This window comes from Neobacillus rhizosphaerae (assembly GCF_937468385.1).
Taxonomy (GTDB): Bacteria; Bacillota; Bacilli; order Bacillales; family Cytobacillaceae; genus Neobacillus; species Neobacillus rhizosphaerae.
In genome coordinates this window covers 318,125-333,264 of record NZ_CALBWS010000001.1, presented here as the reverse complement: position 1 = coordinate 333,264, position 15,140 = coordinate 318,125, and the positions used below count along the sequence as shown (strand labels likewise).

At 37.6% G+C, this 15,140-nt stretch carries 11 protein-coding genes, 1 tRNA gene, 1 pseudogene and 1 riboswitch; of the genes and pseudogenes, 6 read left to right on the top strand and 7 right to left on the bottom strand.

The features are described from left to right. Window positions 1–87: 87 nt before the first annotated feature. The gene (locus M5A78_RS01600) at window positions 88–414 is read right to left on the bottom strand and encodes an inorganic phosphate transporter (protein ID WP_248733525.1); all 327 of its coding nucleotides are present in this window, start codon (window positions 412–414) and stop codon (window positions 88–90) included. 356 nt (window positions 415–770) lie between these two features. Here M5A78_RS01600 and M5A78_RS01595 point away from each other — a divergent pair, with 356 nt between their 5' ends. Both M5A78_RS01595 and M5A78_RS01590 read left to right on the top strand, forming a co-directional pair. Further along, window positions 771–2,306 carry a CehA/McbA family metallohydrolase domain-containing protein gene (locus tag M5A78_RS01595; protein ID WP_248733524.1) on the top strand — a complete coding sequence of 512 codons (1,536 nt, stop codon included), beginning with the start codon at window positions 771–773 and terminating at the stop codon, window positions 2,304–2,306. 110 nt (window positions 2,307–2,416) lie between these two features. Beyond that, window positions 2,417–3,472, top strand: coding sequence for a HupE/UreJ family protein (locus M5A78_RS01590; RefSeq protein ID WP_248733523.1), 1,056 nt, complete (start codon window positions 2,417–2,419; stop codon window positions 3,470–3,472). Window positions 3,473–3,953: 481 nt separating this feature from the next. Here M5A78_RS01590 and M5A78_RS24860 read toward each other — a convergent pair. Beyond that, window positions 3,954–4,058: pseudogene (locus M5A78_RS24860) on the bottom strand (PCYCGC motif-containing (lipo)protein); the annotation flags it as partial. Here M5A78_RS24860 and M5A78_RS24780 point away from each other — a divergent pair. Next, the gene (locus tag M5A78_RS24780; RefSeq protein ID WP_406603654.1) at window positions 4,037–4,261 is read left to right on the top strand and encodes a tyrosine-type recombinase/integrase; all 225 of its coding nucleotides are present in this window, start codon (window positions 4,037–4,039) and stop codon (window positions 4,259–4,261) included. The pseudogene M5A78_RS24860 and the gene M5A78_RS24780 sit on opposite strands and share 22 nt — an antisense overlap. Window positions 4,262–4,756: 495 nt before the next feature. Here M5A78_RS24780 and M5A78_RS01575 read toward each other — a convergent pair. Next, window positions 4,757–4,830, bottom strand: a tRNA-Arg gene (locus M5A78_RS01575). 63 nt (window positions 4,831–4,893) lie between these two features. Continuing rightward, entirely contained in the window at window positions 4,894–5,637 is a 744-nt protein-coding gene (locus tag M5A78_RS01570; RefSeq protein WP_248733522.1) for a YwaF family protein, read from the bottom strand. 318 nt (window positions 5,638–5,955) lie between these two features. Between M5A78_RS01570 and M5A78_RS01565 the strand changes: the two genes are divergently transcribed. The 3 genes from M5A78_RS01565 to mutL all read left to right on the top strand — a co-directional run bounded on the left by M5A78_RS01565 (window position 5,956) and on the right by mutL (window position 12,512). Then, window positions 5,956–7,767, top strand: a complete 1,812-nt coding sequence (locus tag M5A78_RS01565; RefSeq protein WP_248733521.1) for a M6 family metalloprotease domain-containing protein — start codon at window positions 5,956–5,958, stop codon at window positions 7,765–7,767. Window positions 7,768–7,972: 205 nt separating this feature from the next. Next, window positions 7,973–10,579, top strand: coding sequence for a DNA mismatch repair protein MutS (gene mutS, locus M5A78_RS01560; protein WP_248733520.1), 2,607 nt, complete (start codon window positions 7,973–7,975; stop codon window positions 10,577–10,579). A 13-nt stretch (window positions 10,580–10,592) separates the two neighbouring features. Beyond that, the gene (mutL, locus tag M5A78_RS01555) at window positions 10,593–12,512 is read left to right on the top strand and encodes a DNA mismatch repair endonuclease MutL (protein ID WP_248733519.1); all 1,920 of its coding nucleotides are present in this window, start codon (window positions 10,593–10,595) and stop codon (window positions 12,510–12,512) included. A 268-nt stretch (window positions 12,513–12,780) separates the two neighbouring features. Here mutL and M5A78_RS01550 read toward each other — a convergent pair whose 3' ends face one another. The 3 genes from M5A78_RS01550 to mreBH all read right to left on the bottom strand — a co-directional run bounded on the left by M5A78_RS01550 (window position 12,781) and on the right by mreBH (window position 15,055). Beyond that, entirely contained in the window at window positions 12,781–13,140 is a 360-nt protein-coding gene (locus tag M5A78_RS01550) for a response regulator (RefSeq protein WP_248733518.1), read from the bottom strand. 61 nt (window positions 13,141–13,201) lie between these two features. Then, window positions 13,202–13,289, bottom strand: a riboswitch (cyclic di-GMP riboswitch). Between the two features lie 84 nt (window positions 13,290–13,373). Beyond that, window positions 13,374–13,682: a DUF202 domain-containing protein gene (locus M5A78_RS01545; RefSeq protein ID WP_248733517.1), complete on the bottom strand. Its 309-nt coding sequence runs from the start codon at window positions 13,680–13,682 to the stop codon at window positions 13,374–13,376. A gap of 365 nt (window positions 13,683–14,047) precedes the next feature. Further along, the gene (mreBH, locus tag M5A78_RS01540) at window positions 14,048–15,055 is read right to left on the bottom strand and encodes a rod-share determining protein MreBH (RefSeq protein WP_248733516.1); all 1,008 of its coding nucleotides are present in this window, start codon (window positions 15,053–15,055) and stop codon (window positions 14,048–14,050) included. Window positions 15,056–15,140: the final 85 nt, after the last annotated feature.

Genomic DNA, 15,140 nt, shown 5'->3' with positions numbered 1-15,140 from the left:
ATGCCATAAAATATTCATAACGAGTGATATGTTTAAAGATGAAAGCTTAATAAAAGGGATCATAGTCCCAAACAGTCTGAAACATGTTTATACAAGTAGGGGGTGAACAGTTTGGCTAACGGGATCTATCCCGCGCGTGCGACGTTTTCCCCCGACTACCGATATGATAAGACCATATAAAAAAAGGTCAACCAGAAATCTGGCTAACCTTATATTACGAACGGGTTCTTTTTTGAAGAAAAGATAGAAAGGCTCCTTACGGGGAATTATTTTCAATGATCCCCATGTTTTTTGTCCGTCAATTCCTCCATGAAAAAAAGCAGCTAAACCTGAAGCTATGATTTGAAACCCTCGAAAACCACGAGTTGCACGATAAGGATTGGCGGTCTTGAAAATAACCGCTAATACTTTCATTAAAATAAATCCTACTATAAAGTCTAAAAATGGAGATATAATTAGAGCTTTTATAATGTCAGTGAAGCCTTCCCGGTTTATAGAATCGAAGCCAGAGCCAAAAATAACCGCTTAGCAATCAAGCATTGCATTAACATTATTAAAATGAGGATCCTGTGGTTTAAAGTTTGTTCCATTTTCGAAATCAGTAAAACCACGAAATATTTTCTATTATTTATACTATAAGTTAATAAAAATAGGCCTTTTGTTTGATTTTTCTAAATTTACATAAAATTTACGGAATATCCATAAAACCCTAATAAAACTAGATTAATATTTTAACTGTTAGAACAAGTTTATTAGGGGGAGAAGGAAAAATGAAAACTCGTTTTAAGAAGGCAATACCTTTAATCGCAACGACTGTTCTTGCAACAACTGCTCTTACCACCCAATCATTATTTAATGAGGGAGAGAATCAAAAAGCAGAAGCACAATTATTATCAAAAGAAGAAGTGAAAAAGAATAGTGCATCTTGGCTTGCAGGTGATCATCACGTACATAGTGAATGGAGTGTTGGTTGGGACAATTCTACAAATCCTCCAACTCCAATTAGGGGTGGAGATGCTATCTATCCAATCTCCAAAAATGCCGAAAATGCTAAAAAGTATGGACTTGATTGGATGATGACAACAGATCATGGAGGTCCTAACCATTCAAAGGTTAACTTAGAACAAGCATATCCTGAGTTATTAAAATCCCGTGCAGCTGTTCCTGAAGTTCTTCAATTCTACGGAATGGAGCTAGACACACCAGCAGCTGACCACAGCACTCTAATGATCCCAAAAGGTGAAAATGAATCACAGGTACTTTACGATCTTGAAAGCAAGTTTAATTCTCGTGATGCTTATCCAAGTGACCCAAGCCGTAACACTGAATCAAAAATGATTGAAGCTCTTAACTATATGAAACAAATGGATGAGCTTCCAATTTCTATCGCACATCATCCATCCCGCTCAGCTACTGGTGTTGGTGTATGGGGACTAGATACTCCGCAAGAGTTCCGTAATTGGAACGATACCGCACCTAACATTTCTATCGGTATGGAAGGTGCTCCAGGACACCAGGCGGCTTCTATTAACCCAGATGGCTCTCTTGATCCTAAAGGATCTCGTGGCTCGTATGGAAACGCAAACGCTCCAACAATGGGTGGATTTGACCAAATGACGGCTATCGTTGGTGGTTTATGGGATTCGATGTTAGGTGAAGGAAGACACTGGTGGGTTACTGCTACCTCTGACTCTCATGTTAACTGGCGTGATGGAGGAAGTGACTTCTGGCCTGGTGAATATTCTAAAACATATGTAAAAGCAGAGAAAAATTATAAAGATGTAATGGAAAACCTACGTAAAGGTAATGTATTTGTTACCACGGGTGCCCTTATCTCAGAACTTGATGTTAAACTGCAAGCAGGAGGCAAATCACCATTGCATGCTAAGGCAAAAGGAAATACAGCAACAATCGGTGAAACACTAACACTTTCAAGTAAAAAATCTGATGTAACGGTAACGATGCGCATCAAAGATCCTAACGCTGCGAACTCTCATGGAGATAAGCCAAATGTAAAACGTGTTGACTTAATCATGGGGGATGTTAAAGGAAAAGTGGAAGACCGCTCTTCTGCTTCTAATCCTACAACAAAAGTTGTGAAGCGTTTCACTGAAAACGATTGGAAACAAGACGGTGAATACATCACTATTACTTATACTTTAAAAGATGTGGATAAAGATAGCTACATTCGTTTCCGTGGTACTAACACAGACCAATTAGAACCAGTAGCAGATCCTAAAGGTGAGAACCCGTGGAATGATCTTTGGTTCTATTCAAACCCAATTTTCATGAAATCAGATAAATAATTGAGGGAAAACGGAAGTCTTGACGAGGGGCATTAAAAACTCCTCGTCTTTCCGTTATCTTTTGTCGACACATCTTTGAAAGTAAACAAAAGAAATGGACGTGGATTTTAATGAAAAAATTATGGTACTGTATCGTGCTCATCTTACTTCCATTTGGCTCTTTCCTTTCATCCCCAGCCTCTGCTCATACCAATAACAGTGAAGGTTTTTCTAACATTGAAGTCAATGAGAAAACATTAGATTATGAATTAAAGCTAGATTTAGAGGAACTGGGCCATGCTCTTAATAAGGAAACAAATCAAAAACAGTTAATTGAAAACAAAGTTGTACAAGGATATATCAATTCCCATATAAAACTTTATGCGGACAGCCAACTTATTGAAGGCCGAGTAGAAAAAAGCGAAATAGAGATGATTAAGGAAAGACCATTTGCGGTTATTAACTTAGCCTATAATATAGATCATAAACCAGAAAAATTAGTGGTCGAGTATAATATGTTTATGGATGATTCTGACCCAAGCCATGCGAATTATGCAACGGTTAAATTGAATGGGAAACAACAAGAAAAGATTTTAACATTCGAATCAAGGGAATTAGAAATTGGAGAAATAAGTTTTCTACAAAACGTAAAACAGTTTGTAGTTCTAGGATTAGAGCATATTTTTACTGGTTATGATCATATCTTGTTTGTAATTAGTTTGCTTTTTGGAGCTAGGACGATTCGTCACATTCTTTCTTTAGTGACAGCCTTTACGATTGCACATAGTATCACATTGGCTTTGGCGACTTTCAATATTGTTCAGCTGCCAAGTAGATTTGTAGAGTCAGCAATTGCATTAAGCATAATTTACGTTGCACTTATAAACATATTTAATAAGGACTCGAAACACCAACCGTGGCTTGCCTTTGGTTTTGGACTCATTCATGGATTCGGTTTTGCAGGAATCTTATCGGAAATGAGATTAGATACCAATCATATGGCTGTGTCTCTACTATCCTTTAATATAGGAATAGAAATTGGTCAGCTATTGATCGTATCCTTAGCTTTTCCATTAATTTTGTGGATAAGAAAATTAAGATATAAACCAATCAAATGGGTCATCCCTAGTACATCAGCTGCGATATTAGCTTTTGGGCTAGTATGGTTTATTCAAAGAGCTTTTTGAATGTGAATGCATTATGGATTGAACTTTGATAGCGTTAAGGATAAAGGTATAACGTTTAATAAAAACTCTACTTGGATTACAAAATTAATGGAAGAGTGCTTAGACTTGACTAATAGGTGCACTGAAAAAATTTGCTCGGCTAATTTTGGTGTTTAACAGAAAAGATTCTGAAGAAATGTACTAAAACTACTGTAAGAGTTCTACTTAAAGTAGGCAGGATAGTTTTAATAAGAAAAGGCAATTGTCTCTGTTTTTCCAGTTTCCAATTGACTTAATATCCTAAAGATACACCTAGCTGTTTAGTAAAAATATTTATTGTTATCCCTTTCTTTTCCGGAATTGTCGAATTCTTTGCCCTAAATTTTGCAGCATGCATTATTCCTCCAATCCCTTATTCTTGTGCTAAGACTTTGTTTGAAAAAATAAATAAGTATAATTGAAGGAAAAAGAGCAACAAAAAACGCTGAATATCAGCGTTTTTTTATGTTTCTGGCATTGGTGTAGGAGTGGATGGTGTTCCTGTTCCTTTATATTTTTCGTCGATCATATTTCGAATGTCTTTTAATGATGTTCCTTTTTCGTTTTCATGCTCTTCGCCATACCTCGGCTACGTTACTTATTAATCAAAACGTACACATGAAAACAATTAGTAGCCGTCTGGGCCATTCAAATATTCAAACGACAATGGATATCTATGGACATTCTTTAAAAAGTGCGGATCAGGATGCTGCTGAAAAATTGGACTTTCTATTTAAAAGTAATACAAAGAGACAGGGGAAAAGTTTCTGATCCCTGTCTTTTGAATATTTAGATAAAATGACAATTCTTTTATAGATTTAAGTGTAATTTGGATGAGTACGTAGCAAGACAAAAGGCATAATGTGCTTATTAATATTTGATAAATTCTTTTTAACTTAGAAGTCCATTGATATATCAGGCTTTCATTTGTAAGATAAACAAAAAATGCTGATCCAATTATGAAAAATAGGTAGGAATCAGCATTTTAAGTTCTTTAATTTGCTTTATTTAATTAATTTTCATTGCCAGCTTTTTAACCCAAAGTACGAGTTAAAAAGCTGGCAACCCTCAACCTATGAATTTGTATTAGAACCAGCTATTAAGCCATCTTTGTATTAGCATGAGCAAAACACCGGATAGAACACCAATGATAACACCAATTAATAGGCTACGTTTGGTGGCAAAATGGCGGCAAATCAGCTGTTTACTTTAAATAACTATAACAGATAAAACAGAAAAACCCTTGCTATGGCAAGGGTTTTTGTACGTCCCAGAGAGGATTCGAACCTCCGACCTACAGTTTAGGAAACTGTTGCTCTATCCTACTGAGCTACTGAGACACTAAAATAGGAACGTTACTTATTATAATGAGTTAATCGGAAAAGGTCAATAAAAAGTTGATTTTATTGAATCGGCAGATTTCTGGTTATTTCTGCTTTTTTCACAGCTTTTTCGCGGAAAATCAACCAAACGATTAAACTTAATGAAATTAATAAACCTTCTAACGATAAAATATACCAGGGGTAGGGGCCGAGAACATCCAATAAACTTGCGCTCCTTGGCTTGTGACTTAAGAACATATAATTTCCGCCCACCAGCTTATTAATAAACATAATAACCGGCATTAGAACATTCAAAAAGATAAACAATTTTAATACGGACCAGATGGATGGCCTGTATCCCTTTGCCCAAGTAAAATAGAGCGGCACCCAAATGATCATTAAATGAGTATAAAAGAAATGAAAGAACCGAAAATGAGGGAAGTCATAACGTAATAATGGGGTGAATAACGCCTGAGATGCGCCTAGTAATGCAGTAAATAATAGAATCTCATAAATTAATTTTTTCCTTGTCAGTAATAATATCACTGTTAAAATCAAGCTGATGCTGCACAATTCCAAAGGTATGGCATGACTAACATGCCAACTGCCATTTTGTAACATCCATAAATGATAAGTTGTTTCCATTATAATCAACGAAATTGCTACCCCGATTTCTGCATATCTCCATTCTTCTGCTTTCAGCTTACCTCTAAACAAAAATATCAAGATTGAAACAAAAATGAGGATGGAAATAATAACAAAGTGACTTAGGGAAAACATCTGAAAATCATAGTTTTTGTAACTGTGTCCAAACCACTCTACCATTTAACCACCCCATTTACGTTATTAATTCTTTTATTCAAACTTTTAGTAAAGTATATTCGATGAAATAGCTTTTACTCCTTTAATGAAATTTATTGTTAGTACAATATGAAGTAATTTTTAATAAGAAAAATTTTATTCTGTTAAGAAATAAAACGAATTGTCTATCATTAGACACTTCCTTTCAACAAAGTATGGCAAAAAAAGAAATTTACTAACAAGGATAATCGACATAATATTCCGGCAAATGAAATTATAATAATAATTGGTAGTGTATTAGCACTATTACTATTTATCCAAACTGTTAAAGGGGGAAATGTAATGAAAAAAATTTTTTCACTTGGACTTGTATTAGCAATGGTATTTTTCTCTATTGTTCCAGCATTTGCTAAATCAACTCCACTCACGAAAGAGGAATTTACACCCAAGCTTCCAGACTATCAAAAAGTTGATCCTAATCTCTCAAAAGATGTTTCAAAGAAAGGCGGCACGATTAAAGGAAAAGAACTACACGGCTATAATGGTAAATCGTATAGTAAGCCACAAGAAACTGAGAGGTTACAGCCCAAAAGAGTGGAGGATTTGAAGACAAAAGGGATTGCCATTGTGGTGGATTTTCCTTTAGCTGCAGATGGAAAAAGTGCTGTTCCAGGTGTTAAATATGACCCAATCCCAATTAATCAATTTGATGATCTTATAAATGGAGATACGTTTAATCCTTATAGATTGGATATGTTTAAACATTTAGCAACTTTCAATGGAAAGGAGGCTTCTACCAATCGCACAATGAAGAATTTCTATAAAGAAGTTAGCTATGGAAAATTCAGTATGGATATTGATGTTGCAGGATGGTATACCTTGCCGCATTCCTATGACTATTATTTAGGTCAGAACAAAGGGTACCATAATGAAAATGGAGATGCACATATTGGGGAGTTGGTAAAAGATGCTATTAATCTAGCATCAAAGGATGTAGACTTCTCCCAATATGCCGTTCCAGCACAACCAGGTGATTTCTGGCTGCATGGTGATGATGCCACATCATTTATTAAGGACGGGCAAACCATTGACAAAATTGTACCTAATCTACTAATCATCCATCGTGGAACGGGTGCAGAATTTAGCTTGGACCCAAGCCTAATATGGTCACATAAATGGGATATTACAAGTGCAAGCTATTTCGGACAATATTATCAAACTGGGGAAGAACCAGATGAGTCAACATTAGAGCACACAGTGGTTGACGGTGTAGCGGTGGATACGTATAATATCGTTCCAGAGGTGGGGCAGGATATTACAGGATATTTAAAAATATCAAATCCTGATATTGTGGGACCGGATTATAATGGAAGAGAACCATCTCCACCTAGCGTTGGGGTTTTTGCACATGAATTTGGTCATGTTCTAGGGCTGCCAGATTTATATGATTATGGTTATGATTCGGAAGGAGTGGGAATGTATAGTTTAATGGCTGGTGGTTCATACGGTCGTGACATGAATAACCGTTATTACTCAGGAAATTCACCAGTCCATCCGGATGCATGGTCAAAAACATATCTTGGCTTTGCTAAAGCGATTGAAGTGAATAAAAATCAACAACTAACTATTCATCCAGTAGAACAGCAGCCCGATATTTATAAGATTAATGTTCCTGGCTCGGACGGTCGTGAATACTTCTTATTAGAGAATCGCCAGCAAACTGGTTTTGATGCTGGATTAGAATACAACTTAGATGGTAACAAATTACATGGATTAGTCGTCTATCATGTGGTGGAGGATATTCTCTCACGTAATTTCTGGAGGCCAAATGAAGCGCAAAACTGGGATTTAAACCATCTTGGTTTAACACAGGTGCCAGTAAATCCTGCCAATGGAGAGCGGCATTATGCGGTAAGTGTTGTTCAAGCAGATGGTTCCTTTGATATGGAGCGCTATTTGAATGATGGAGATTCAGGCGATGTATTCCCTGGTAAATACAAAGTAACCTCTATAAGTCCTAAAGGTAATGTGGGTCCAAACACAACCTCATTATACAAATGGTCGAAAATGGGCACTGAAACAGGCATTCAAATAACTAATATTGTTGAAGAATCGAATGGTACTGTTACATTAAATGTAATTTTTAATAAATGATAAGATGTTGATTGTAAAGGTGCAGGAGAAGAATTCTTCTGCACCTTTATTTTTTTCATTGCTCAAACTGTAGATTTCCAATTCTTTATTTACACTGGGATATCCCTTTAATTTGGCGAATAATCGACGAGTGCCTGACACGCTCATTTTGTGTTATAATAGTTTGTCGAAGATACTCGAAATGAATATAACCGTGGAGGTCATTATGGCTGCTTATACGCCGATGATACAGCAATATTTAACCGTTAAGGCAGATTATCAAGATGCCTTTTTATTTTTTCGCCTAGGTGATTTTTATGAAATGTTTTTTGACGATGCGATTAAGGCATCACAGGAATTGGAGATAACATTAACAAGCCGAGAAGGTGGCAGTGAGGAACGAATTCCGATGTGTGGTGTACCATACCATGCAGCCGCAAACTATATTGAACAGCTAATTTCGAAAGGCTATAAAGTTGCGATTTGTGAGCAAATGGAAGACGCGAAACAAACAAAAGGAATGGTTAAACGGGAGGTAGTCCAGTTAATCACGCCAGGTACGGTGATGGATGGAAAAGGATTAACGGACAAAGAGAACAACTATATTGCCTCGATTACCGCCTTTGATGATCAAACCTATGGTATTGCCTACAACGATATTTCAACAGGTGAAAGCAGGGTTACCTTGCTCTCGAATAATTTTGATGACGTTTTGAATGAACTGGCGGTTTTGAGTGCCAAAGAGGTCGTTTTGCCCAGCAATTTTGATGGAGAGTTGCAAAAGAAAATGCGCGAACGAGATGTGCTAGCGATCTCGTTTGAGGATAATAGTTCAATAGATATGAACTTCTCTCATCTGCTTGAGAACCTTAATCAAGCTAAATTGAAGCAAACAGTAGCAAGGCTTTTTAACTATTTATTCCGTTCGCAAAAAAGAAGCCTTGACCATCTTCAGCCTGTTGCAACTTATCAAATTCACCAATACATGAAAATGGATTACTATTCTAAACGAAATCTAGAATTAACCGAGACGATTCGCTCGAAAGGAAAGAAAGGGTCCTTATTATGGCTACTAGATGAGACGATGACCGCAATGGGCGGTAGGATGTTAAAACAATGGATTGACCGGCCGTTGATTAATCAGGCAAAAATAGAGCACCGCCAAACCATTGTTGAAGTCCTGTTGAATCAATATTTTGAACGCCAAGAGCTTCGGGAAAAATTAAAGGAAGTTTATGATTTAGAGCGTTTAGCAGGGCGTGTTGCCTTTGGCAATGTTAATGCCCGTGATTTGGTGCAATTAAAACGATCCTTAATGCAGGTACCATTAGTAAAACAAATCCTGCAAAATATGCAGGATGAACAGGTGAATCAAATAGCTGAGCAGCTTGATCCATGTGAAGAGGTCACGGATTTATTAGAGCAGGCGATTGTTGAAAATCCACCGCTTTCCTTAAAAGAAGGAAATATGATTCGCGACGGTTATCATGCACAGTTGGATCAATATCGAGATGCAAGTCGAAACGGAAAAACCTGGATTGCCCAACTTGAACGGGAAGAGCGGGATAAAACCGGGATTAAGTCGTTGAAGGTTGGCTATAACCGCGTTTTTGGCTACTATATTGAAGTGACAAGAGCGAATTTGCATCTATTAGAAGAAGGGCAATATGAGCGTAAGCAAACGTTAACGAATGCGGAACGCTTTATTACCCCAGCATTAAAAGAAAAAGAAGCGTTAATTTTACAAGCGGAAGAAAAATGTGGTGAACTTGAATATGAGTTATTTACCGAAATCCGCGAGACAGTGAAGGAACAGATTCCACGCTTACAAGCATTAGCGAAAACGGTCAGTGAGCTTGATGTTCTGCAATGTTTTGCCCAGGTCAGTGAAGATAGGCGCTATGTAAAGCCGCAATTTTCTACAGATCGTCGGGTAGCAGTAAAAGATAGTCGGCACCCAGTTGTGGAAAAAGTGTTAAATGCTCAGGAATATGTGCCGAACGACTGTTATATGGACAGCGACCGTGAAGTCTTATTGATAACTGGTCCGAATATGTCTGGTAAGAGTACGTACATGCGCCAAATTGCCTTGACCGCCATTTTGGCACAGATCGGCTGCTATGTACCGGCATCTGAGGCAACGCTGCCAATTTTTGACCAGGTGTTTACACGGATTGGAGCTGCCGATGATTTGATCTCAGGTCAAAGTACCTTCATGGTCGAAATGCTAGAAGCAAAGAATGCGATTACCAATGCAACACAAAATAGCTTAATCTTGTTCGATGAAATCGGCCGTGGAACCTCAACCTACGACGGAATGGCCCTTGCCCAGGCGATGATTGAATATATTCATATGCGGATTGGTGCGAAAACATTATTTTCCACCCATTATCATGAACTGACCGTTTTAGATGAAGGACTTTCAAAATTAAAAAACATTCATGTCAGTGCAATTGAACATAATGGTAAGGTGGTTTTCCTTCATAAAATTAAAGAAGGACCAGCTGATAAGAGCTACGGCATACATGTCGCACAGCTAGCAGAACTACCTCAAGAATTAATTAACCGTGCCAATGAAATCTTAACAGCACTTGAGCAGACGGATGTCCAGCCGGAACCAAAGAGAACGAAAGCCGTTATCGAAGTGGAAAAACATCCTGAACAACAGCCGGCACAGTTGTCCTTTTTTGATGAGCCAAAAGAAACGAAAAAACACGAAACTACTTCTAAAGAAAAACGCGTGTTAGAAAAAATAAAAGAATTAGATTTATTAGATGTAACACCGCTTCAAGCGATTAATATGTTGTACGAACTCCAGAAAAAGTTAAAGTAAGGGGTGAAGGCGAATGGGGAAGATTATCCAATTAGATGATGCCCTATCCAACAAAATAGCGGCGGGAGAGGTTGTTGAACGCCCCGCCTCTGTAGTCAAAGAACTGGTTGAAAATGCGATTGATGCGGGCAGTACCGTGATTGAAATTGAGGTAGAGGAAGCCGGTCTTGCGAAAATTCGAATTACGGATAATGGATATGGTATTGACGAAGAGGACGTGTTAATCGCCTTTCAACGCCATGCCACCAGTAAAATCAAAGATGAAAATGATTTGTTCCGCATCAGAACCCTTGGGTTCCGTGGAGAAGCACTTCCTAGTATCGCTTCTGTTTCCAGACTTGAGATGAAAACGTCAACCGGAGAAGGAGCCGGAAACCGGGTTGTCATCGAGGGTGGGAAAATCGAAACGTTTGAAAAAGCTTCGAGTCGACGCGGCACCGATATTATTATAACAGATTTATTTTATAATACGCCTGCACGATTGAAGTATATGAAAACAATTCACACAGAACTTGGGAATATCACAGATGTTGTCAACAGGCTCGCCCTTTCACATCCAGAGGTGGCTTTTCGCTTAATTCATAATGAGCGGAAGTTGCTGCAAACGACTGGAAACGGTGATATGCGCCAAGTTCTCGCTGCTATCTACGGTATGACAATCACGAAGCAGCTTATTCCGATCACCGGTAAATCGCTTGATTATACCATTAGCGGATATGCATCCATGCCAGAGGTAACAAGAGCATCAAGAAACTATATCTCAACGATGATAAATGGTAGATTTATAAAAAACTATCCATTAGCCAAAGCGATTCAGGAAGGCTACCATACCCTGTTGCCAATTGGCAGATTTCCAATTGTTCTTCTGAATATCGAAATGGATCCGTTGCTAGTTGATGTCAATGTTCACCCATCGAAAATGGAAGTTCGTATAAGTAAGGAAGCAGAGTTGAATGAACTGGTTACAACGATCATAAAGGATGCTTTTAAATCGAAAATCCTGATTCCGACAGCCTATTCTCAGGTGAAAAAAGAAGAAACAAAATCGGAACAAACGACGTTAATTCTTGATGAAGGAACTGTAACCACAAAGACTACTAAAGAAAATAACAGAGATTGGCCAATACATGCGCAAGCGATAAAGGAAACCAGGCCAATTCCTGCTTCACCATATTCAAATATTCCTACCCGAGCGGTAAATGTTGATGAAACAGAAGGTTGGGAGTCTGCAAACCCATTTTTTCCTAGTGGTGAAATTGTCAAGGAAAAAAGGAATGAATCCATTGAGGATGACCGTGAAAATGATGAGCAGTTTTTAGCGGCTAGTAGTGTAAATGACCGAACTGAGAGCAGAGTACCGCGTCTATACCCGATCGGCCAAATGCATGGTACCTATATTTTTGCCCAAAATGAAAACGGCTTATATATTATCGATCAGCATGCGGCACAGGAACGGTTAAAGTATGAGTACTTCCGTGAAAAAGTGGGACAGGTTCAGTCTGAACTGCAGGAAATGCTTGTTCCGTTAACATTTGAGTATTCTACTGACGATTATATAAAAATTACTGAACACCAAAACGAGCTAGAAAAGGTTGGTATTTTTCTCGAGGAATTCGGAATGAATAGTTTTATTGTCCGTTCCCATCCGCAATGGCTTCCAAAAGGAGAAGAAAAACAAATCATCGAAGACATGATCGAACAACTTTTAGCGATGAAAAAGGTCGATATTAAAAGACTACGTGAGGAAGCAGCCATCATGATGAGCTGTAAAGCATCAATTAAAGCGAATCGACATTTACGAAATGATGAAATCCAAGCACTGCTTGATGATTTACGAAAAGCATCTGATCCGTTTACCTGTCCCCATGGAAGACCGATAATCGTCCACTATTCGATTTATGAAATGGAAAAAATGTTTAAACGGGTGATGTAATTTCAAGCACAGGAGAATCCTTGATATATAAGGATTCTCCTGTGCTTTTTTAAAGCTTCGACCACATTTTTCGCTCAGAGCTCGTTTTTTGGAACACTTTTGAAAAATTCTCTGCCGATGAATCTTGTACATAAGGTGTAACGTGACAATATTTATTTATGTGATTTAAAAGTTTGCGAAAAAGGTGAAGCCAGGTAGGATGAAAAAAATCTATGAAATGTTCTCTTATTATGGGGCATAAAAATAGCACTTCAATATGAAATGCTAATTAACTAAATAGTTTTCTAATTGCTGGACCGAGATCATTAAAATATGGCTTTACAATAAAGTCTTTTGCTCCAGATTTTATTGCATCAACTATTAACCCTTTTTGCCCCATTGCGGAACAAATAATTACTTTTGCACTTGGATCAAATTCAATTATTCTTCTTAAGGCATCTAGACCATTTAAAGTAGGCATAGTTAAGTCAAGTAATACAATGTCTGGAGACTTTTTTTTATACAAAGCGACGGCAATTGCACCATCTGAAGCTTCAAAAAAAACTTGGAAGCCTTCTCTATGTAAGATATTCATTATTAAATTTCTACTAAACCTTGAGTCGTCAGCAATTAATATGGTTTTACTCATTTAAAACACCTTTCCATTAATAATAAGGCAAATTAGGAAAGGGGTACTTTGCAGAGAGCTTATTTGCAGCTCGGCTACCATAACAAAAATTTTGCTTTAGGTCCGTGGCTTTGCGTCTTTTACTTTCGTAAAATTTGCCTTTTTCAAATTTTAGCACATTTTGTCGCAAAAAGTAATATTTTGTCGCATTTATAAGTCAAAGAAATATTTGAAATGCCAATTTGCAATTTAAATTATTTAAACAATTGTATTGTTTTGATTGATTTCTTTGAACGGTAATAATTATAAAACCCAATCAAAAGGAGAATTGCTCCTAAAAAGATGGTTATGTACGCTGTGATTTTGAACTTTATACTTTTATCAAAAAGCTCTATAAGGGCTGCAGCAGCCGCAAAGAATGTCAAGGACGTACGTATATAGGCTAATAGTGTTCTATCAATGGCCAATTTTGTTCTTTCCATTGCTAGTAGTGTACTTTCCATTGCGAACAAGTCACTAGGAGATAGAGAGTTCTCATTTGGTGCATTTTTATTTCTGCTCATATTACTCCTCCTTTTTTTCTAAATACTACATATAGTATGCCAAAAGAACGTAATTTTTAAGAGTAAATAAAGTTGGCTAAAGAATCGAACACTCATATTAAGTTTGTCACTATGAATAATAGTCACGTTCATTATTAATTAGCCACTTTCTAAATTATGAAAACAAGTATATAGAACGTTTACTCTGGATGAGTAATGTAATTTGCAGTGACAGAGATTCGAAAAAATGTTGTCGAACGGTGACCAACTAGTTAATTGTGACCTAGATTTTATTACAAGGCAAAAACCAAGAAAATATATAAAGGCTGAAGGGGGTTAGTCCTTCAGCCTTTTTGTTGAATGTTGTCACAAATAATAGAGTTGTCTTATTTCACTTCTGCTAGAATTTTACTCACATATGCAAGCGATTTTCCAGCTCCGATTGCCACCGATTCGAGCGGATTTGGAGCTAGCTGAACAGGAACAAAGATTTCTTTGCTAAGCCACTCCTCCATCCCATTCATTAGTGATCCGCCGCCAGTGAGGATGACACCACGGTCGACGATGTCACCACTGAGTTCGGCAGGGCAATCTTCTAGTGTGGCCCGGATTGCTTCTAAAATATGCTGAAGTGCTTCTTTCAGCGCATTACGAATTTCATAGGATGAAAGATTAATTGTTTTCGGCAAGCCAGACACAAGATCCCGACCACGTACGTCGAGGAAAAGTTCCTCATGATCAATAAGTGCATAACCAATTTCCATTTTTATTTTTTCTGCTGTTCTTTCGCCAATCAATAAATTGTATTCTTTACGAACAAACTGAATAATATCATCATCCAGGCGATCTCCGCCAATTTTTATCGAATGGCAAGCAACTACCCCACCGAAGGAGATAATCGCAACTTCTGTATTGCCGCCACCAATGTCGACAACCACGTTGGCAACAGGTTCATCTACAGGTAATCCTGCCCCAATTGCTGCTGCAACTGGTTCTTCAATCAACGAAATTTTTTTGGCACCAGCATTTTTCACTGCGTCATGAATCGCTCTTCGTTCAACACTTGTGGATCCGGATGGAATACAAACAATCACATTGGGTTTACGAACGGCAAAGCCTATTTTTTTTGTGGCCTTTCGCATAACGTGTTTCAGCATTTCTGTAGTGACATCAAAATCAGCAATGACTCCATCCTTTAAAGGGCGGATGGCAACGATTTTTTCAGGAGTTTTTCCAATCATTTCTTTTGCATCCAGTCCGACTGCAACCACATTATTTGTTCTTGTATCAATGGCAACCACAGAGGGCTCATTAAGGGTAATCCCTTTATTTTTATTATAAACCAATATATTTGCTGTTCCTAAATCAATTCCCATATCAAAAGTTGAAAGCATTTCTTCACCTAATTCCTAAATATTTTTTCAAAATAAGCTACGTTCAAGCCTATCATGAAAGTGGGGGTAGAAAGCAGTTTGTAAA